The following is a 21,603-nucleotide window of genomic DNA, read 5'->3' on the forward strand; positions in this document are numbered from 1 at the left end:
CTCTCGTGCAGGGGGCAGCCGTGGACCAAACACTAGAGTAACTGTATTTTGTACAGCTAATCTCACGTTTTAATTCGTGTTACAGTGAATTAACTGGAAATAATCCATGTAATTTCAAGATTTCAAGAGAATACGGATGAAATTCGATGATTTAACTGCGTAAATTCCATCTAATCGTGAAATTAGGAGGAATTTGCGAGAATTAGCTGTATGTTCTCCATTTATCCAAGTGGGAAAGTCGAAATCAGATAAATTGAAGTGTGATTATACATGAAATAAGGGAAAGCTTCGCTGTGAGGATAACTAACTCCCCTTCGTCTGTCCCCGATACACATTGGGCACGAAGCCGGTATGCGCCTTGAACAGCTTGCCGAAGTAGTTCTTATTCTCGTAGCCGAGCATATCCGAGATTTGTTCCACGCTTTTATCCGTGATCTCCAGAAGCTCCTTTGCTTTCTCCATCTTCATCCGCGTCACGTACTCGATGAAGTTCTCGCCAGTCTCCCGCTTGAACAAGCGGCTCAAGTAGCTCGGGTGCAGATGCAGATGCGCCGCGGCATCTTCCAGTGATATTTTCGTATCGAGATGGTTGTACACGAACCGCTGACATTCGAGAATCTCGCGATTATGCGACTCCCGATACACTTGTCCCGCCCACTCGATGGCTTGCTGCAAATAATCCTTGAGCCACAACTCCATTTCGCGGATGGACGACAATTCGTGCACATCATGATGCAGCAACTCCGAGGAAAACGTCGATTGATAGTGCTGCAGCGACTTGAGGCGCATCCGCACATCGAGGATCATTTTGAGCAGCCAATCCTTCACTTCTAGGGGGCGGAAGCGGTTGTACTGGATGAAATCGACCCACTTCGAGACGAAGGCATCAATCCCTTCTGCACGCTCATCGAACACCACACCGCGAAATTCATCTAACGCCTGGGCATACTGAGCGAGCAGCTCCCCGCCATCCCCGAAACCTTCCCGCAGATGCTCAAGCTTGCTAACCGAGGACTCTGGCATATAGAATCGGATCGCCTTCGCCTCTACCATGCGAATTAATTGATCCTTCAACGCCCGTACATCCTTCACCGGAGTCCCGGTGATGAACGAGAAAGAGATTTTCGCATACTTCTGCAAGCATGCCTGCAACTGCCGAAGCGTCTGCTCCATCTTCTGGCTGTTGTTTACATGCAGCTCTGAGAAATGGGGAAATAACAACACAATTTCACCCGTACCGTAGGTGAACAAGGTCACTTCCTTTTGATCCACGAGCAGCTCTTCCACGATATTCTGAATCGTATATTCGAAGAGATCTGTCGACTGGAACCGACTATTCGCTTCTTTCACCCGATTGGCATAGCCGAATACAGGCAGGACTGCATGCTTATTCAGCTGAATACCGAAGTCACTTGCTTTAGCGCTCCACTCCGCAGCATCAAATAACGGTTCGTTCACAGTGCTTCGGATGAACTGGCGCTTGGACGCGCCGCGTTGCTGGGAGACTTCTTTCTCTAACTTGCGGCTCTTCGACTGCTGACGATTCTCCGCATCCAATTGCTCCTTTAGCCTGGTCAATACTTCCGTGATATTGCTGACATTCATCGTTTCCTTCAAAATATATTCACTCACCGAAAGCTTAACTGCCGCCTGCGCATAGTGAAATTCATCATGGCAAGAGAGAATCACAGCCTTCACGTTCGGATCCTCCTCCCGGAGGGACTTGATTAACTCTAGCCCATTGATCTCAGGCATCCCAATGTCGCTAATCAACACATCTATTTTGGTTCGCTGACCCGCCTTCAGTGCATCCAAGGGACTCGCATAAACGCCAGTCAATTGATAGCCGAGCTCTTCCCATTGGATCGTCGTTTTTAGAAATTCAAGAACCGGAATATCATCATCTACAATCATGACGGTGTACATAGGTCACACCTCCTTCTCTGGTTGCTGTGGAAAGAGCAGAATAATCTGAGTACCGTGTCCCAGACTGCTTTCAATACTGTAATCAAAATAATGACCATAAATCATCCGAAGCCGCTCAAACACATTATGTATACCAATCCCCGATAGGGAAGGACTGCTTCCTTCTTCCTCTACAGGCATTATTGGGGTGGCTTCTAAATGATTGCGAAGCGTGAGCAACCGCTCTGGCGTCATGCCAACACCGGAATCCTGGACCTCTACCTGCAGCCTGCCATCCTCAACAAGTCGGGAAATAATCGTTATTTCACCTGCTTTACTTTTAAGGCCATGAATATACGCATTCTCAATAAGCGGCTGCAGCAGGAAACGCGGAATTTGAACAAGAAGGGTGTCGGAAGCCGCTGATACTCGCAGGACAACCCGATCCCCGTGCCTCGAATTCAACAAACGAACATAGTGCTCGTTGATCCCAATCTCTTCATGGAGCGTTATGTATTCGTTATTGCGGTTGATGGTCATACGCAAAAGGGCAGACAATGAGCTAATCAGTTCTGCATTCTCTTCGTCGCCTTTCATCATGATCTTCAACCGAATGGAATTCAATACGTTAAAAAGAAAATGCGGATTAATCTGTGCCTGAAGCATCGCCAGTTCTGCCTTCCGCTTGAGCTCTTGCTCTCGCTTATTCTCGAAGAGCGTCAGCTCGATCCGATCGATCATGCGGTCAAATACATAGCCGAGCCGGCCGACTTCGTCACCGCCACTAATGTTAGATCGTTCACTCAATTGACCTGACTCGATTCGAACAACGGTTTGTACAAGCCTGGCGATAGGTTTCGTCAATGTACGGACCACATAGAGCAGCACAACGGCGAACAAGAGTAAAAAGAAGAGCTGGATAATGAAATCTGTCTCCCGGAACGACTCAATTTGTTGGGCCGCAGACTTGTATGGCGCCATACTGACGAGCTTCCAATTGGGCGAAATTTGATTACTCTGCATAATATACTCTTCACCTGCTACCTTGACAAAGGAGGAACCCTCTTCGGAAGGAAGCTTATCGAAATTAGCAAATTGCGTGCCAATCCGACTAGTGTCCTGATCAACCAAGATGCGGCCATTCTCATCAATAATGACCATCGTTTCATTTTCCTTATATTGTGCAAACAAGTTCTGAAGAACATTCAGCTCAAGTCCAACAATGACATAGCCATAGGTTGTACCATTCAATCCGAGTGGCTTAGCTGCTGCTAGTAAATACGGTTGCGTTGACTCACTATTGTAATTGTGTTCAGTTCCAATCCAATGTACATTATAACCCTTAATCTGATTAACTTCCTTCATCCACTCTTTTGCCAAAAAAGATTTCGGGTCGAAATTAATGGTCGTATAGGAAGCTACATATTGACCATTGGGAAGTAATAATGTCACATTCATATTCCCCAGCGGATTCATGACGGTTGAAATCCTTTTATTAATTGTAAGCTTAGCTTGAAAAATGTCCCCTATGGTCGTCGTATCATCCACATGGCCTAGGCTGAGGATAGGCTTTTGTAGCTCCTCATCAAATTGAATGAAATTCATCATATATACCATGTTCTTCAATTGTCCAGTTACAATCTGACTCGTGATACGCATCGATTGCCTTGCGTTGTCCGCCACTTGTGTACGAACCGCATCCCGTGTGAATAGATTCGAAACATTCATCGACACGATGGACGGTAACACCAGACAAATTAGAATCGTTAGTACTAATTTATTACGAAGAGATAATGTGCGAAACCATTGCAGCACTAACGTTTCCCGCCTTTTCCAATAAAATGGGAAAAAAGAGGGGCCGGGTGGCCTCCTCTTGCTTCCTATACACATTATACCAGTAAAGCTAGTCTAACCGTTACCGATTACTTGGCATTACTTTTTCTGATTTCTTCAATTTTAGCTTTGGATGTTGCAATTGTTTTCTCAAGATCTTGCTTACCTGTTAGGAACAACTCAACTTGCGTTGTGTATTCTTTCTCTTGTTGCAGCGCATACGTTGGAGGAACAACCAATTTTGTAGATTTGTTCACTTTCAAAGTAGATAGCAAAGAAGTTTTATCAATGAATTTAACTTGATCTGGCTTGCCGCTTGCAAGGATCGCTTCTACGTTTTTGTTAATATCTGCTTTTTTCCAACCGGAGAAGAACAAACCTTGTGTTTGGATACCTTCTGTTGTGTACCATTTCACGAAGTCGTAAGCAGCTTGTTTGTTTTTGGAGTTCGCAGCAACACCCATGAAGTCAGCGCCAACTTCAGTCAGACCGTTTGTATCTTTCGCATCATATTTCGGATACGGAGCAAATACCGTGTTGAACTTCGCGTTTAGTGCAAGCTCACCAACCATCCAGTTACCTGTTGCTAGCATAGCTGTTTTACCTGCGTAGAATACGTCACGGTAAGCCATTTTTTGCGAAACAACTTCAAAGTAAGGAACGGATGATTTATCCACGTTTTCCATTTGGTTACGTAGGTTCAAAGAGAAACGAACCTGTGGGTTATCAATATTTTCTGTACCATCGGATTTCACTAGGTACGGGTTATCCATGTTGTTGTTCAAAGCAAGAAGCGCATAGTCTTTCCAGTTATGGAAGTAGGAACCGTATTGTTTCGCTGCGCCTTCACCGGAAGTCATCTTCTTCGCGTATTCTGCGTAGTCATTCCATGTCCATTCTGTCGGAACTGGAAGCTTAGCAGCGTCTAATTTGTCTTTGTTCAAAAGAACGAACCATTCGATCATTTTACCAGGCAACGCATAGTATTTGCCGTTAACAATCGGATCAAGTTTATACTCGTCTTTAACGACGATGTTATCTTTTTTCAAATACTCATCTAGTGGCTCAAGAATCCCTGCACCCACACGTTGTGCAAAGTCAGAAGCACTGGAGTACATCACAACGTCCATTTGCTCGCCGGAAGCTGCTAGTAGATCAAGCTTTTTCATACCTTCTTGGGAATCGCCCTTCTCGGACATGCTCTCGTAAACGACTTTTACGTTCGGGTGAGTTGCATTATAGGCTTCAACTGTTTTGTTCCAGTTCCCTTGTGCTTCTGTGTACCAACCTTGTACTTTAATCGTAACAGGTGCTTTTGTTGATGAAGTTGCTGCACCGCCAGCCGTTTCTGCTGGTTTATCTTCACTTTTGCTTCCACAGCCTGCAAGCGCAGCACTGATCGCTAGAACACCACTTAAAACGAGTAAACTCTTTTTCATATAAACCCCTCCAAGAAGATATTTGTATATGCTGCGAATTACTGAAAACCTTTACATGACGAATCGTAACAAACTTAGTTCGAGTACACGAGGCAATATTTTAACCTCATGCACTCTTATTTTGACATCTTGCTTGTAACTGGTGTTTAACCTTTCACACCGCCCATGGAGATCCCTTCGATAACTTGCTTCTGTCCAATGATGAAAATGATCAACAAAGGCAAGATTGCAGAAACGGATGCGGCCATGATCAGGGAGTAGAACTCGCCATTTAAATCAGCAAAGGAATGAATCCCTAGCGGAAGCGTGAATAACGACTTGTCTCTTAGGAAAATCAATGGATTCTGGTAATCATTCCAAGTCCAGATAAAGCGCAGAATCGCATATGTTGCAATCGCCGGGCGTACAAGCGGTGTACAGATAGTCCAGAAAATGCGGGCATGACCAGCGCCATCAATCCTTGCAGATTCCATGTACTCATCATGAATACCTAGATAGAACTGACGGAGCATAAATGTACCTAGTACACTAAAAGATCCTAGAAGAATAAGTCCTAAATGTGTATCATACAGGTGCATGGAGCGGAGCAAAAGGAATTGTGGTACCAGAATTGCCTGACTCGGAACCATATAAATAATAAGAACGAGAACGAAGAGAATACTCGAGCCGCGGAACTTAATTTTAGAAAAGGCATAAGCCGCCATCGATGAAAATAGTACGGATAATGCGGTCGTGATGACAGCTACCTTAATGGAATTCCAGTAATACAAGGGGAATTTCGTCGTCCATACCGTTTTATAATTTTCAATCAGGCTAAAATGTTTAGGAATCCACTGTATCGGGAAAATGAATACATCGGCCTCTGGCTTCATGGAAGCTGAGATCATCCAAAGGAATGGCGTCATGAACAGGATGCCGAAGAGGGCCATTAATATCGTTATAATAATCTTTTTGAGACTTTTTTTGTTATCCATGTTTGAACCTCCATTCTATTTTAGTAGTTGACCCATTTACGTTGGCCGAACCATTGAATTAACGTAATCAAGAGAACGAGTACGAGAAGCACAATCGCCATTGCAGATGCATAGCCGGATTGCAGATTAACGAAAGCTGTTTCGTATAAGCGGTACACGACCACACTTGTTGAGTTAGCTGGTCCACCATTGGTCAATACGGAAATGACATCGAATACTTTGAACGTTCCAATAATGCCGGAAACGAGCAAGAAGAATGTTGTAGGTGACAGTAATGGCACGGTAATGCTATAAAATTGCTTCCATTTGGATGCACCGTCAATATCGGCTGCTTCATAAAGATCTTTCGGGATGGATTGAAGTCCCGCCATGAAAATAATCATGTTGTACCCAATGTTGATCCACACCATGAGTCCCATTACACAATACAAGGCATAATCAGGGTCAGCAAGCCATTTCGGTGGATTGGCAATGCCCCAGTCGATTAAGGTTTGGTTAATCGGTCCATATGTTGGGTGGAAAAGTACTTGGAATACTATCGCTACTGCAACAACACTTGAAATATAAGGAATGAAGTAAATAACTTTGAAAACACCTTTGAAATAAACCTGCTTATCAATCAGCACCGCTAAAACTAGTGAAACAATGAGTGTTAACGGAACAACGATCATCAAGATCATATTGTTTTTAAGTGAGAGTAGAAAGACACTATCATGAATTAGTTTAATAAAGTTGTCCAATCCGAGGAATTTCACCTTCGAAAACCCGGCAACAAAGTTCCAATCGGTAAAGCTCAAGAAGAAGGAAGCGATGATTGGAAATAACGTGAATACGAATAAGCCGATCACCATGGGACTAACAAAAAGATATCCGGCCAAATTCTCTCGAATTTGTTGTTTGGACTGTTTAGATTTCACTTTGGTTCTTGGGATACTACCTGCTTGCGATTGTATATGGTTAGCCATGAAATTCACCCCATGTCGTGTTTTCTATAGTCTACCTCGTGAGCGATTCATGGATAAGTCACAGAATTGACCCTTTCGAGTAATATTTTAACCTGCAGTGTCGATTTCTATTAAAAATGGAGCATGTAGTCGGCTTATTAGACGTGGAACCAATGTTACAGCTCACGGCAAAAAACCAGAAAGCCACGAGGCCCTCTGGTTCACATCCTTACTTATTCGCTTCATGCACCTTCAACAATTTCCCCTTGATGGTTGTGTTTCTCATGATTTTGAGCACCATCGGCCCTTTACCATTCAAAATGTCGACATACGACACATTATCCTGAATCGTGATGATGCCGATATCCTCCGCGGTGACACCTTCAATTTTAGCGAGGGTGCCGACGAAGTCGACAGCGCGAATCTTTTTCTTTTTGCCCCCGTTAAAATAGAGCTTCATGATGCCCTTGTTTAACTGGTCACTGCGATCCCGCTTGATGACAGGCGTAGCCTGCATCTTCTGATCGAAGGCAGCTTGCTTCGCGGCAACCTCCTCGGAATCCGGGGCATCCTTCCTTGGAATTTCGAAGCCTAGATAGCCCTCGATATCCGCAAGGAACTTGTCCTCGTGCGGCGTTACGAACGTAATCGCCTTCCCCGTCTTGCCTGCTCGACCTGTCCGGCCGATCCGGTGCACGTAGCTCTCCTTCTCCATGGGAAGATCGTAGTTGATGACATGCGTGATATCCTCCACATCGATCCCACGCGCCGCGACATCCGTAGCCACGAGGAATCGGAACTCTCCGCGCTTGAAGGCATTCATGACTAGGAATCGGTCATCCTGCACCATGCCGCCGTGGATTTTATCACACGGGAAATCCAACTGATCGAGCTGCGTGAACAGTTTATCGACATGCTCTTGTGTCCGGCAGAAAATAATGCAGTTGTCCGGATTCTCCATCACGAGCACGTTCTGAAGCAATGGCCACTTCTCGTTCTCCCGCACCGTGATGAGTGAGTGCTCGATTTGAACCTTCGCGGCTTCCGGCGTTTCGATCTCGATATCGATCGGCTTCCGCAGATACTGATGACACAGCTGCTCTACATCTTTCGGCAAGGTTGCCGAGAAGAGCATCGTCATCCGATCCGTCGGCAGCTCATCTATGATTGCGCCAACCTGCTCAATGAAGCCCATCCGCAGCATTTCGTCCGCCTCGTCGATGACCAGATATTTCAGGCGCTCTACGTCCAGCGTCCCTTTCTGAATATGATCTAGTACACGACCTGGTGTACCCACGACCACGTGACACTTCTGATGCAGCTCTATCTTCTGTTTGGCAAATGGCTGCTTCCCATACAAAGCTACCGCCTTAATCCGCTTGAAACGTCCAATGTTCGTCATATCTTGCTTCACTTGATCGGCAAGCTCCCGTGTTGGCGTCAGAATGAGTGCCTGCGGCCTGTTCTCTTCCCACTCTACCAGCTCGCAGATCGGTATGCCGAATGCCGCCGTTTTCCCGCTCCCCGTGCGAGATTTGACCGTCAGGTCCCGCTCCTGCAGTGCGATCGGAATTACCTTATGCTGCACATCTGTCGGCTGCGTGTAACCTAGTGTAGTTAGTGCGCGCGTAATATCCTCACTTAATAGATAATCATTAAAGCTTCTTGTCGTCACGATTTGACTCCCCTTCTTGTTGCTGTGGCTCTATTCTACTACATCTGGAGACGTAAAAGAAAAAACATGAGTGAAATACCCAACATTAGGAAATAGTAACAAAAACAATTCAAGGTGGTACGCTTCATGAAGAACTCCATCTTTACGTTCATGCAAAAATTACTGAAACAAAAGTACCAACCCGATACAGCTACAATCCGTGAAGACAATCTCATTCACACCTTGCCAGATCATCTGGAAGAGATGCTGTTCATAATCGGAGAAGGATTGGGCCATAGCACTGATCTCATAATTCGGAGATTGACGATTCCAACCAATCCCCCCTGTAAAGCTGCCATCATTTATATGGATGGACTTGCCAATGTCAAAGACATTTTGGACTCCCTCTTAGTCGATTTTCGATCTGGGGATATCCTTCTACCTCAATTAGATGACATACCACCGTTATCTCTCATCAAAGAATATTTATTAAAATCAGGTGAGATTACAGGGACAGCCGACTTTAATACACTCTATCATACAGTTTTATCTGGCGATACAGTCATCGTAGTGGATGGTTATAATGAAGGGATTTGCGCGAGCACACGTGAATGGAAAGATCGCGGGGTCACCGAACCCTCTTCTCAGACTGTTGTAAGGGGCCCTCGTGAGGGCTTTTCTGAATCATTGCGCACGAACACCGCCTTAGTTCGAAGGAAAATTAAAGATCCTCATCTATGGATGGAAACCAGACAGATTGGTCGCGTGACCCAAACCGATGTTGCCATCATGTATATCAAAGGGCTTGTAGATGATACCGTTGTAGTTGAAGTACGTACTCGCTTAGCACGGATCGATATTGATGGGATTCTCGAGAGTGGTTATATCGAAGAGCTTGTCCAAGATGAAGCCTATACGCCATTTCCTACCATATTTAATACAGAACGGCCGGATGTTGTTGCCGCAGCACTCCTAGAGGGACGAATCGCAATCTTGGTAGATGGCACACCATTTGTCCTCATTGTACCTGCCGTATTCACGCACTTTATGCAAGCAGCGGAGGATTCATACCAGAGAGCAGATATTAGTTCCTTAATCCGTCTTCTTCGTTATGTAGCACTGATGATTGCCTTACTGGCTCCTGCTTCCTATATTGCGGTAACGACCTTTCACCAAGAGATGATTCCAACAACACTTCTTATTAATATTGCCGCCCATCGGGAAGGGATCCCTTTTCCTGCATTTGTTGAAGCATTTCTCATGGAAGTTACATTTGAAATCCTGCGGGAAGCTGGCATCAGAATGCCTCGGGCCATCGGGCAAGCCGTATCCATTGTCGGTGCGCTTGTCATTGGACAAGCCGCCGTTGAGGCTGGATTAGTGGGTCCAGCGATGGTCATCATTGTCGCGATAACAGCCATCTCTACATTTATTATCCCTTCTTTTAACATGGGGATATCCATTCGAATGATCCGTTTTATCCTGATGATTTTCGCTGCTTCTCTTGGTCTATATGGGATACTCATAGGCATTATTGCCTTGGTGCTGCATTTATGCAGTTTGCGTTCTTTTGGCGTTCCTTACCTATCCCCATTCGCACCCTACAATCTCGGGGATCAGAAGGATAATGTCATTCGCCTCCCACATTGGGCCTTACTGAAACGTCCCAGCTACATAAGTCCTAACAATAGACAGAAACAAACAAATAATCCCCCGCACAAACCAGAATCCTAAGCGTGTTCAGCCAAATTCGGGGAAGGTGATTTACCAATGATGAAACGAGCTGTACTTATTATCCTCCTCTTGATGATTGTAACGGGTTGTTGGAACCGTAAGGAGCTTGATCAAATTTCCTTAGCAACAGCTATTGGCATCGATAAACAAGGGGATCATTATAATATTTCCGTCCAATTACTCAACTCTGATGAAATCACGTCATCGAAAGGTGTTGGCCAGCGCCAACCCGTTGTGACACTCCAGATTAGCAGTGGGAGTACGATTTTCGAGTCATTTCGCAAGTTGACAACGAGCTCACCACGTAAGATTCTATCCTCCCATTTACGTATCCTTGTCCTAGGAGAAGAGCTAGCTGGAGAGGGTATCTCCAAAGTGCTGGATATTTTGTCACGAGATCACGAACTGCGTTCAGACTTCAATATCTTATTAGCTAGAAATGCTACGGCTAATGATATCTTACAAGTGTTGACACCACTCGAGAAAATTCCAGCTAACAAGCTCTATACTTCTCTTGTCTCTTCCGAGAAAAATTGGGGAGTTACCACAAATGTTGACTTGCATCAACTTATTTACGATCTCGTCGATCCTGGTAAAGATCCCGTGCTTTCAAGTATTCATATCAAAGGGGACGTGGCGAAAGCGAAGTCCCGCGAAAATTTAAATTCTGTTCTTCCTCCTGCAACATTAGAGTATAAGAGCCTTGGTGTTTTTCATAAAGATCAGTTTGTTGGATGGTTAACGGACAGAGAAAGCAAAGGTTACAATTACGCTCTAGGAAACCTTCAAAGTACGGTCGTTGCGCTTCCGTGTCAAGCTGGTGGCAAAATGTCCATAGAATTAATGAGTACAAGGTCCAAACTCAGAGCAAGATTTGTAGATCAACAGCCTCAAGCCTTCGTCAATGTTCGAGTCGAGGCAAATATCGGAGAGGTAGCCTGTCAATTAAACTTAGATTCCACCTTTACGATACAGACCATCGAAGAACAGCTAAATGAAGAAATTAAGCAGTCCATCCTAGACGCCGTGTCTAAAGCAAAGTCTTACAAGGCAGATATTTTCGGATTCGGATCCGCCATTCATCGCGACAATTATAAGCAATGGAATCTCTTGAAAAATAACTGGGATCAAGCTTTTATTGATCTTCCTGTTCAAGTGACTGTGCAATCCAGAATCCGCCGTACAGGCTCAGTTGTTGAATCTTTTATAGATCAAATGGAGTGAATATGTATGATTTGGAGTCTTATTATTGTTCTTGTCTCACTTTGGACACTGAAAGTTCAGATTTCTCATTTAAGAGCAAAACAACAGCATCGAGAAATCTGGTTTTTTATTTTATTTCTTAGCATTTCCGCCCTAATGAGTATAGCTATTAGTTTAAACTTACCCCTGCTCAATCCATTAGATGTGATCTCTTACGTATTCAGACCCGTTGGGAAAATGGTCACAAACCTGCTCACGTAGCTGCAAGTCAAAGGAGTCAGCGATGTTAGAAAAAGAAAAAATCAGTCTTCGTCAATTTAAAATTTTAGTTTTACTATTCAGCTTGGGAAGCACGATCATCATCGTGCCTTCCGTTCTATCGGCTTTTGCCCATCAAGATGGCTGGTTATCTGCTGCTCTAGGTATCACAATAGGGGGAGCTGTGATAAGCCTCTATGTGAAGCTAGCTAATCGGTATCCGAATCAATCTTTCATGGCTTATAGCGAATTAATTCTAGGCAAATGGTTAGGTAAATGCATAAGCATCATCCTTTATTTATATATCCTTATCATCGCTTCATTGGTTCTTCGTAATGTTGGTGACTTTATTACAACCATCATCATGCCAGAGACACCGATCCAAGTAATTCATTTTGCCTTCTTGCTAATCATTATGCTCGGAGCAGGGTTGGGCCTAGAAGTGATTGCCCGCGCTGGGGAGGTTTTCCTGCCTTGGGTTCTGTTGTGCATTGGTGTGCTGGTTGGCTTTCTGATTCCACAGATTAAAGTTGAACGCTTACCACCTATACTTGAAATAAGTACCAAAGCTATTATTCACGGAAGCTTGTCGGTTCTCTCTATTCCCTATTTGGAAATGATCGTCTTTCTTATGATCTACCCTGCTATTCACACAAATTTGAAAAAAGGCAAAGGATTTATTCAAGCAGGCTTTATGGGAGGCATGATCATTTTTTCCATAACCCTGTTATGTATCGTTGTACTGGGCTGGGACTTCACCGCACGCCATACTTTTCCCAGTTACACCTTAGCTAAGAAAATCCACATCGGCGGATTCATCCAACGCATCGAAGTATTGGTCGCCATCATTTGGTTTGTCACCATCTATTTCAAACTCGTCATTTGCTTCTACAGCTCACTGGTTGGATTGCAGCAGATCCTGGGCTTGCGTACCTATCGTCCTTTCATCGTGCCAAGTGCGCTTATCCTGTTTGCGTTGTCCTTCCTCGTGTACCCCAATATCATCTATTTTCGAGATTTCGCTTCCAATATATGGCCTCCATTTGCCCTAACCATTGGGCTGTTCCTTCCTTTAGGTTTGTTGATCGTTTCATTTCTTAGACCTGTAAGCAGATTGAACAAATAAATAGAGGGATCGTTGTCGTTTCATCCTGCAATATGACAAAATCGTCACTTTAGATCGCGGTATATCGATGGTTGACAAGTCCCTTAATCGGTATAGTAAGGTGGAGAAGGAGGGCGAAACCATGGCTACAATTATTCAAACCAAAAATCTATCCAAATCATATGGCAAAACACAAGTCTTAAAAAATATTGATTTAACGATTAATCAAGGGGAATTCACGGCTATTATGGGGCCATCTGGCTCAGGGAAGACAACATTGATGAATACCCTTTCCACGATTGACAGCTTTACCGGCGGGGAGGTTTGGATCGAAGGGAAATCACTGTTAGATTTGAAAAAGAAAGCCTTACGCGAATTTCGCCAGAAACGTATGGGGTTTATATTTCAAGATTTCAACCTACTCGATACGTTAACAGTGAAAGAAAATATCCTGCTGCCACTCTCCCTACAACGAACACCTGTCGCGGAAATGGAGCAGCGATTAGCCAACATAATAGAAGCTTTAAACATGGAATCGATCCTATCCCAATACCCATCTGAAATATCTGGTGGTCAGAAGCAGCGTACGGCCGCAGCGCGAGCGATTATCACCAATCCAGCGATTGTGTTTGCCGATGAACCGACGGGCTCACTTGATTCCCGATCTGCTACCCAGCTGCTAGAACAAATACAATTGCTCAATCAAACGTTTAAGGCAACGGTTCTGATGATTACCCACGATTCGTATGCTGCAAGCTACTGCCAGCGTGTCATATTTCTGCGTGACGGCAAAATCGTCAATGAAATGTTTAAAGGCGAACAAACCGAGAAGGAATTCTTCGATCGCATCCTAACGATTCAAAGTGCCATAGGGGGCGACCGGCGATGAGCTTGCTCGATTTATCATGGCGCAACTTGAAACGAAGTTTTCGGCTGTATGCGATCTATTTCATTTCCATGCTGATCGGCGTTATCATTCATTTTACGTTTTCTGCTTTAATGTTTAATGCCGATATCTTAGCAGCCATTGAACAAAAACGAAATTACCAACTCGGTCTATCCATTACATCTCTTGTCATCTTCCTGTTCATCATTTTCTTTATCCTGTATGCGAATTCGTTTTTTATGAAACAACGCAAAAAGGAATTTGGCATGTATTTACTGTACGGCATGAGCGAGCGGCAAATTACCTTCATGGTCTTTCTCGAGACCTGTTTTCTTAGTGTGATTTCTGTCGTCAGCGGGATTGTGATTGGCGGGCTGCTATCCAAATTCTTCGGCATGCTGCTCATGAATCTAATGCAATACGATGATGTAATTTCTTTCTCCTTCCCGATTGAGGCAGTCGGATCAACCCTGCTATTATTCGTTATTCTCATCGGCATCATTAGCGCGCAGTGTTACCTGAGTGTACGCCGAGTACAATTGGTGGAATTATTTCATGCCGTGGCCAAAAGGGACAAGCCGCTTACATTCTCCCCCTGGCTTGCGTTGCTATCCATCTTGTTATTAGGCGCAGCCTATTTTCTCATTAGTCAAAAAGGCGATTCGGTTTTCTGGAAAGATTACCTCTTGGCCAGCATGCTTACCGTGACTGTTGGAATCATCGGTGGGACGTACTTATTCTTTCGTCAATTTCTCGGTTGGGTATTGGAGAAGATTAGCAACGGGAAAACATATATGGAGGGCAATAAGGTGTTGTGGATTTCCTCGCTGCGTTTCTCCATTCGTGGAAATACGTTAAATCTTACCTTCATTTCACTATTCAGTACGGTCGTCATCTTCTTGGTCGGGTTCGTTGCGATAAACTATACCGTTCAAATTTTCTCGGCTGGAAAAGAATTTCCAAACCATATTGCCTTTGCATCGCAGGATCCTAACACGCAAAAAGAAATTGAACAAGTGATTGAAGAAGATCATCGCATTACGGGGCATGAAAGAATCGAAGCACTATCTGCAGAGCCGGTTACAGACAGTGGAACCGCTACTGGGAGTGTCAACGGAGACAATTTTCAAGATAGCTACCTGCTGTTCTCAGCTTCACATTATAATAATGTCGTCCGTATGCGCGGTGACAAAGAACAAGTGAATTTGCAGAATCAAGAAGCGGTAACTCTTTTACAAGGAGCTAGACCCAAACTCTTTTCAGCAAACAACACTGAGAAATTCACAGTAAACCTGAATCAAGAAATAACATTCCATCTTGTTGAACAAAAAGACTATGCCTTGCTTAGTAAGGCTACCAATGCAAGTGGCGACATAGGTTTGAAACCGTCCGTCGTGATTATTTCGGATGAAGCCTTCAAAAGGCTACAGCCAGGGGAAGTCCTTACCTCGTTCGACATCTATCAAATCGACGATGCCAAACATTCGAATGCTTTATCACACAAGGTTCATGATATGGTTTCAAGAACGCCAGGGACGTACTACGCTGCATTCATTGATCTCTATTCCATTGATGTAGAAACTTCATCCTTGCTGCTATTCTCAGCTGCTTTTCTCGCTGCCATCGCCGTATTCGCCATGGGAAGCATCATCTATTTCAAACAATTGCGAGAAGCGACGGAAGAACAGCGACACTATGCAATTTTACGAAAACTTGGCGTCGATGAACATCAACTGAAATGGGTCATTCGCAAACAATTGCTGTTTGTGTTCTTGCCGCCGCTCCTCTTGGGCATGCTACATAGCTGGTTTATTACGTATTATCCAACCTTGCATGAGGTAAGAAACTTCCCGCAGCTCACATCCATTATTTCTGCCATCTTGATCCTGTATGTTGTCATCTACTTCCTGTTCTATGTCTCCTCCACGAGCGTGTACTATCGAATCGTAAACGAAAAAACGCAATGAGCTGATCATTGCGTTTTTTGCTGCACATTGATGTAAGGATCTTCATCTTTCGGAAAATGAAGGATGCATTGCGTATAGACGCCAACTTCAGACGTACACGTAATATAATGACCTAGCTTATTGGATAATTGCTGAGCCAAATATAAGCCCATTCCTGTCGACAACGCAAATGTTCTTCCCGTTTCTCCCGTAAACCCGCGATTGAAAATTCGTGGAAGATCTTGTTGGCTTATGCCAATTCCGTTGTCCCGAATGAACAATTGCTTTTCTTGCGGTGTTTCGCAGGTAGAAATGGTAATCTCGCCGCCATTTTCTGTATACTTCAAACTATTCGTTACGAGCTGATTCACGATAAACAGCAGCCATTTCGGATCACTTTGAACCACAAGCGTTTCTGCTTGCAAATGAATGCGGATTTTTTTGGAGAAAAACGTTTTCGCATGTGCCTTCACGATTTCTTTGGAAATCTGGATAACATCACTATGCTGAATCGCGTAATCCTGATTAAAACTATCCAACTTGGCGTAATAGAGTGCTTGATCCACGTAATTCTCAATCTTCGCAATCTCTTCCCTTAAACTATTCGCGTCCATATCCGTTTGCTGCAGCAACCGAAGCACTGCGATTGGAGTTTTGATTTCATGGAACCACGAGACGATAAAGTCATAATGCTCCCGTTGCCTCTCCTGAACGCGATTCATTTCATGAATATGCTGCTTTCGGAGTTCCTCGATGTGTTGCTGGGCAAACTCGCCTTCCAGCGAGAGGCTCTCATAATCCTCACTTTTCATTTGGCGGATCACACGTACGTTTTGCTGGTAGCGGATTATGATATAACCAAGCAACACCACCAACGAAAGGATGAAGGCATAGAAGAAAGTTCCCCATGATATGCCGCCATTGCTATCCGTAAGGAGCACCGCAGCCGCGATCAGGAACCCCACCAGATACAGATAAATATAAGACTTTTCATAGGCGAGATAGCGCAGAAAGGTCATTCGATCAGATACCCCATTCCTTTCCGGGTGACAATGAAGTCCTCCAGTCCAAGCGCAGCGATTTTCCTTCGCATCCGGTTCACGTTCACGGTCAATGTGTTATCGTCCACGAACTGGTCTTCATTCCATAGTGCTTGCATAAAGTCCTCACGGGAAATAATTTTCCCAATATTGCGCATGATGAGTTGTAAAAGGATGAATTCATTCCGGCTTAACTCCGTTACTTGCCCCTGATATTCAATGGTAGAATTCGTTACATGTAATTTCAAACCTCGATGTGTGAATCGAAGGCTCTCTTCTTCCTGATACGTATATTTCCGGCGGATGAGCGCACTGATTTTGGCGACCAGAATATCCAAATCAAATGGTTTCTGGATAAAATCATCCCCACCCATATTAATCGCCATGATGATATCCATATTCTGATTTCTAGATGACAGAAATATGATCGGTACTTTGGACACTGCACGTATTTGCTGACACCAATAGAATCCATCAAACACCGGAAGATTAATATCTAATAGAATGAGGTGTGGTTCTGTCTGCTTAAATTCCGTGATAACCTGGTCAAAGTGGGTCACTTCCACCACATCATACTGCCACTTTTTCAACATGTCCGCGACAATCCGCCTAATCTTCACATCGTCTTCAATCATCATGATTCGATACATGAAATACCTCTTTATTTTAAGAGTGCGAGCATCCTTATTTTAGCATAAACGTTCAAGACGAATCGCATACAGGGATATCAACCTACTGAAGAACATTTCATGTTATTAACCTTTATAGCTTTTTGCGCATGACATACCAACTGTCCGTTTGATCTGGATAAAATTTATGTTCGATTGCCTCGTACTCCAACCGCTCGTACAGCCGAATATTCTCTGGAATAGACAGTCGCACACCGACCCTCGTTTCCTTGAACCCTTGTGCACGCGCCTTGTTTTCCACGAAATGTAATAGCGCTTTGCAGACACCCCTTCCCCGAAACTCAGGAAGTACGGATACCCTGCCTATATACATATAGTCGGATGCTGGTTCATACCTTGCTGACCCAACCAACCTGTCGCCTTCATGTGCGAGTGCTGCTCCACCGCCGACGTGAAAGGTATGGATGGTACGTTCTACCGTTTCCAATAGCGCACCTGAGGGTGGATTGAGCTTACCGTCGTATTCTTGAAAGGATTTTATCATGACTTGAAAAATAAGTTCCGATTCATCAATGGCTGCTTCTCTGATAGGTAGAGTCATCGTTGATTAGCTCCTTATAGAGAGTTAAATAACAGGTGGTTGTTTCACATAAAACGCGGCTCCTTACCGATTCATGTTCCTTACATAATCAGGCGTTCTACGCATAAAGCGCTCCGCATCATGCTCAAAGTTATATTGCTCATACAACTCATGTGCATCCTTCGTTCCCAATAAACCCATAAGATCTTTATACTCATCCGAGGTGACTATGCTTTCAACTAATTTTTTGCCGATGCCCATGCCTCTGTAATCTTCATCAATAAATACATCGCATAAATAAAACATGGTCGCATGATCCGTTATTACTCTTGCGTAGCCTACTTGTTTGCGCCCCTCATACACGCCATAGCATACGGAGTTCTCGATGGAGCGTAACGTTCTTTCTTCCGGACGCTTATTCGCCCAATAGCTTCGTGCCAGGAAACCTTTAATTACATCAAAGTCTAGCCGTTCTTTGTTATCACTGATGACAAATTGGTTCCAAGTAATCTCCATCGTTTCTACTCCTCTACTTCTATTTGTGTTAACTACCATACTATCTCAGATCTCCACGCTCGTCATCTCAGAAAAGTCCTGCAAACTTGTGCACGAAATGTCGGATAGCCATCAGCAATTACTGCTATTCTATGAATAGAGGAGGTCGGAATCATGGATTTGCTTAAAAATATGAACAGAGCTCTCAAGTATGTCGAAGACAACCTGACAGAGACAATTGACACGAATGAAGTAGCTCGGATAGCCTTATGCTCCGAATATCATTTCAAGCGTATGTTTTCCTTTCTCGCGGGCATCCCGCTATCCGAGTATATCCGCCGCAGAAGGCTAAGCCTTGCTGCTTTTGAGCTCAGAGACAGCCATATCAAAGTCATTGATATCGCCATCAAATACGGGTATAACTCACCGGATTCATTCACACGATCTTTTCAAAATTTACACGGCATTACACCGTCAGAAGCCAGACTGAATGGGCAATCATTGAAAGCCTATCCGCCTATGACCTTCCAAATCACGATTCAAGGGGGAAATGAAATGAATTATCGTATTGAGGAAAAAGAGGCATTTCATATTGTTGGTATCCATAAACGAGTGCCCATTATCTTTAACGGTGTTAATCCTGAAATAGCCGCGATGTGGCAAAGCTTGAACATGGACTTAATTAACACCCTTAAACAACTCTCCAATGTCGAGCCCATTGGTCTGGTAAGTGCCTCCACCAACTTCTCCGAGGGCCGCATGGAGGAAAAAGGAGAGCTTGACCACTATATTGGCGTCGCTACAACGAATTCATGTCCCGACAATCTCACACAACTCGACGTTTCTGCCTCGACGTGGGCGGTTTTCGAAGCCATCGGACCGTTCCCCGAAACGTTGCAAAATATATGGGGACGCATCTACTCCGAGTGGTTTCCTTCCTCTGGCTATGAACAAGTCGCTGGACCGGAAATGCTGTGGAACGCAGATAAGGATACAACTTCACCAACGTTCCGGAGTGAAATCTGGATACCCGTGAAGCGAAATCAGAGTAGCTAAAGCCCCTTGCGGCCGACGGCCTTGTAACTCTCTTGCGCACATTTTTTGTGCGCTAGCGTGCGGCCGACGGCTTCGTTCCTCTCTTGCGCACATTTTTTGTGCGCTAGCGGGCGGCTGACAGCCGTGCACCTCTCTTGCGCACATTTTTTGTGCGCTAGCGTACGGCTGACGGCCTCGCACCTCTCTTGCGCACATTTTTTGTGCGCTAGCGTGCGGCCGACGGCTTCGCTCCCCTCTTGCGCACATTTTTTGTGCGCTAGCGTACGGCTGACGGCCTCGCACCTCTCTTGCGCACATTTTTTGTGCGCTAGCGGGCGGCTGACGGCTTCGCACCCCTCTTGCGCACATTTTTTGTGCGCTAGCGGGCGGCCGACGGCTTCGTTCCTATCTTGCGCACATTTTTTGTGCGCTAGCGTGCGGCCGACGGCTTCGCTCCTCTCTTGCGCACATATTTTGTGCGCTAGCGTGCGGCCGACGGCTTCGCTCCTCTCTTGCGCACATTTTTTGTGCGCTAGCGTGCGGCCGACGGCTTCGGATCCTCTCCTGCGCACATTTTTTGTGCGCTAGCGGGCGGCTGACGGCTTCGGATCCTCTCCTGTGCACATTTTTTGTGCGCTAGCGGGCGGCCGACTGCATCGCTCCTCTCTTGCGCACATTTTTTGTGCGCTAGCGTGCGGCTGACGGCCTCGCTCCTCTCTTGCGCACATTTTTTGTGCGCTAGCGTGCGGCTGACGGCTTCGGATCCCTCTTGCGCACATTTTTTGTGCGCTAGCGTGCGGCCGACGGCTTCGGATCCTCTCTTGCGCACATTTTTTGTGCGCTAGCGTGCGGACGACGGCTTCGGATCCTCTCTTGCGCACATTTTTTGTGCGCTAGCGTGCGGCCGACGGCATCGCTCCCCTCTTGCGCACATTTTTTGTGCGCTAGCGGGCGGCCGACGGCATCCCTCTAACTCTTTGAATCTTAATTAATAAAGCTCCCTAATCCTGCAAAAGTGCAGGAATTAGGGAGCTTTTTGGCTTAATCACGAGCTTTCTTGCCGCTTAATCCGCTAAACGCGTGTAACCCTTCCATATACTTGGCTAGGGATCCTTTGTATGATGGCAATGATTCCTTTGCATTAGGGCTTCTCTGTATTAATGATGGTGCGCCATATGCGCAAAGTACTTATCTATTCTACGATCATCTTTGATCGTAGGACACGTGTAGCAATAATTATCGTCGCCCGGCATGAGGAAGTGCAGACAGCATTTCGAGCGGATCATAATCTTGTCCTCGTCAACTCCCGGTATATCTACGCAGCGAAATGCACCCGTTAACGGGTTCGCCCTGCCCCCGAACACCCGGATGGCATCCGCCTCCTGTACTAAATAGCGGAAATTATCCTCGATGTACGCTTTCTCCGAGGCAGTTTCAGCTGCTGTGCGCCATTCATCTCGATAATACATTAAATTATAAGAAATCGTTGCCCACAACGTTTTGTCATCGATCCCGCTCCAGTCCACGATTTGCTTCACAAAGGGAAAAGCATGATCCATAAATAGGTGGCGAGCATAACTTTCTCTTTCCACAGCATAAGGGCCACTTCCCGCCCAATTCTCCAGCGAGTCTGGAAACAGCAGACGGTAGTACAGATGTTTGTTTTTGAGCGAAATCGCAACATTACTAGGAGCTACATTCAAACAACGTCCATAGCGTACCCAAGCGTCCCATGCACCTGTAATGAAATGACTGTACCGCTTAACGAACAAAGAACTCGCTACTTTACGATTGGGGGCGCCAATTTGCTGAGCAAACTGTTCTAGCAGCTCTGCGATCCCTTTCTCGTCGTCCAGCCTATATTCCCTGATAAGCTCTGAGCTCTCTGAGGAATCGAGTAGTAAATGATAGTGTTTAAGCGAAGTTACGATGTCGTTGCTCAT

Annotated in this window: 18 protein-coding genes; 6 read left to right on the forward strand and 12 right to left on the reverse strand. The window is 45.0% G+C overall.

Annotated elements, in window-relative coordinates; genetic code table 11:
* Positions 1-303 precede the first annotated feature (303 nt).
* From HQN88_RS21170 to HQN88_RS21195, 6 genes are all read right to left on the reverse strand, one after another.
* Positions 304-1,926, reverse strand: a complete 1,623-nt coding sequence (locus tag HQN88_RS21170; RefSeq protein WP_173116229.1) for a helix-turn-helix domain-containing protein — start codon at positions 1,924-1,926, stop codon at positions 304-306.
* 3 nt (positions 1,927-1,929) lie between these two features.
* The gene (locus HQN88_RS21175) at positions 1,930-3,720 is read right to left on the reverse strand and encodes a cache domain-containing sensor histidine kinase (protein ID WP_173116231.1); all 1,791 of its coding nucleotides are present in this window, start codon (positions 3,718-3,720) and stop codon (positions 1,930-1,932) included.
* 107 nt (positions 3,721-3,827) lie between these two features.
* Complete coding sequence (locus tag HQN88_RS21180; RefSeq protein WP_173116233.1) at positions 3,828-5,177, reverse strand: ABC transporter substrate-binding protein; 1,350 nt, start codon at positions 5,175-5,177, stop codon at positions 3,828-3,830.
* 146 nt (positions 5,178-5,323) lie between these two features.
* Positions 5,324-6,151, reverse strand: coding sequence for a carbohydrate ABC transporter permease (locus HQN88_RS21185; RefSeq protein WP_173116235.1), 828 nt, complete (start codon positions 6,149-6,151; stop codon positions 5,324-5,326).
* A gap of 20 nt (positions 6,152-6,171) precedes the next feature.
* Complete coding sequence (locus tag HQN88_RS21190; RefSeq protein ID WP_173116237.1) at positions 6,172-7,116, reverse strand: carbohydrate ABC transporter permease; 945 nt, start codon at positions 7,114-7,116, stop codon at positions 6,172-6,174.
* A 208-nt stretch (positions 7,117-7,324) separates the two neighbouring features.
* The gene (locus HQN88_RS21195) at positions 7,325-8,770 is read right to left on the reverse strand and encodes a DEAD/DEAH box helicase (RefSeq protein ID WP_173116239.1); all 1,446 of its coding nucleotides are present in this window, start codon (positions 8,768-8,770) and stop codon (positions 7,325-7,327) included.
* A 126-nt stretch (positions 8,771-8,896) separates the two neighbouring features.
* Between HQN88_RS21195 and HQN88_RS21200 the strand changes: the two genes are divergently transcribed.
* The 5 genes from HQN88_RS21200 to HQN88_RS21220 all read left to right on the forward strand — a co-directional run bounded on the left by HQN88_RS21200 (position 8,897) and on the right by HQN88_RS21220 (position 15,902).
* Positions 8,897-10,483 carry a spore germination protein gene (locus HQN88_RS21200; protein ID WP_420794142.1) on the forward strand — a complete coding sequence of 529 codons (1,587 nt, stop codon included), beginning with the start codon at positions 8,897-8,899 and terminating at the stop codon, positions 10,481-10,483.
* A 36-nt stretch (positions 10,484-10,519) separates the two neighbouring features.
* Positions 10,520-11,707, forward strand: a complete 1,188-nt coding sequence (locus HQN88_RS21205; protein WP_173116241.1) for a Ger(x)C family spore germination protein — start codon at positions 10,520-10,522, stop codon at positions 11,705-11,707.
* 262 nt (positions 11,708-11,969) lie between these two features.
* Positions 11,970-13,070 carry a GerAB/ArcD/ProY family transporter gene (locus tag HQN88_RS21210; RefSeq protein WP_173116243.1) on the forward strand — a complete coding sequence of 367 codons (1,101 nt, stop codon included), beginning with the start codon at positions 11,970-11,972 and terminating at the stop codon, positions 13,068-13,070.
* Positions 13,071-13,191: 121 nt separating this feature from the next.
* On the forward strand, positions 13,192-13,938 hold the full coding sequence (locus HQN88_RS21215; RefSeq protein ID WP_173116245.1) for an ABC transporter ATP-binding protein: 747 nt from the start codon (positions 13,192-13,194) through the stop codon (positions 13,936-13,938).
* Positions 13,935-15,902, forward strand: a complete 1,968-nt coding sequence (locus tag HQN88_RS21220; RefSeq protein WP_173116247.1) for an FtsX-like permease family protein — start codon at positions 13,935-13,937, stop codon at positions 15,900-15,902. Before HQN88_RS21215 ends, HQN88_RS21220 begins: the two co-directional genes overlap by 4 nt.
* Before the next feature lie 5 nt (positions 15,903-15,907).
* Here the strand turns inward: HQN88_RS21220 and HQN88_RS21225 are convergent, their stop codons facing one another.
* The 4 genes from HQN88_RS21225 to HQN88_RS21240 form a co-directional block, all read right to left on the reverse strand.
* The gene (locus HQN88_RS21225) at positions 15,908-16,900 is read right to left on the reverse strand and encodes a sensor histidine kinase (protein ID WP_173116249.1); all 993 of its coding nucleotides are present in this window, start codon (positions 16,898-16,900) and stop codon (positions 15,908-15,910) included.
* The gene (locus HQN88_RS21230; protein ID WP_173116251.1) at positions 16,897-17,571 is read right to left on the reverse strand and encodes a response regulator transcription factor; all 675 of its coding nucleotides are present in this window, start codon (positions 17,569-17,571) and stop codon (positions 16,897-16,899) included. The genes HQN88_RS21225 and HQN88_RS21230 overlap by 4 nt, the downstream gene beginning before the upstream one ends.
* A gap of 112 nt (positions 17,572-17,683) precedes the next feature.
* Entirely contained in the window at positions 17,684-18,151 is a 468-nt protein-coding gene (locus HQN88_RS21235) for a GNAT family N-acetyltransferase (protein WP_173116253.1), read from the reverse strand.
* Between the two features lie 63 nt (positions 18,152-18,214).
* The gene (locus HQN88_RS21240; protein WP_173116255.1) at positions 18,215-18,646 is read right to left on the reverse strand and encodes a GNAT family N-acetyltransferase; all 432 of its coding nucleotides are present in this window, start codon (positions 18,644-18,646) and stop codon (positions 18,215-18,217) included.
* 153 nt (positions 18,647-18,799) lie between these two features.
* On the opposite strand from HQN88_RS21240, the gene HQN88_RS21245 reads away from it, so the two are divergent.
* Complete coding sequence (locus tag HQN88_RS21245; protein ID WP_173116257.1) at positions 18,800-19,681, forward strand: AraC family transcriptional regulator; 882 nt, start codon at positions 18,800-18,802, stop codon at positions 19,679-19,681.
* Here the strand turns inward: HQN88_RS21245 and HQN88_RS21250 are convergent.
* Both HQN88_RS21250 and HQN88_RS21255 read right to left on the reverse strand, forming a co-directional pair.
* On the reverse strand, positions 19,678-20,232 hold the full coding sequence (locus HQN88_RS21250; protein ID WP_173116259.1) for a hypothetical protein: 555 nt from the start codon (positions 20,230-20,232) through the stop codon (positions 19,678-19,680). The genes HQN88_RS21245 and HQN88_RS21250 overlap by 4 nt on opposite strands.
* Positions 20,233-20,817: 585 nt before the next feature.
* Positions 20,818-21,603 carry a (2Fe-2S)-binding protein gene (locus HQN88_RS21255; protein WP_173116261.1) on the reverse strand — a complete coding sequence of 262 codons (786 nt, stop codon included), beginning with the start codon at positions 21,601-21,603 and terminating at the stop codon, positions 20,818-20,820.

Origin of the sequence: Paenibacillus qinlingensis (genome assembly GCF_013204845.1) — a bacterium.
Classification (GTDB): Bacteria; Bacillota; Bacilli; order Paenibacillales; family NBRC-103111; genus Paenibacillus_E; species Paenibacillus_E qinlingensis.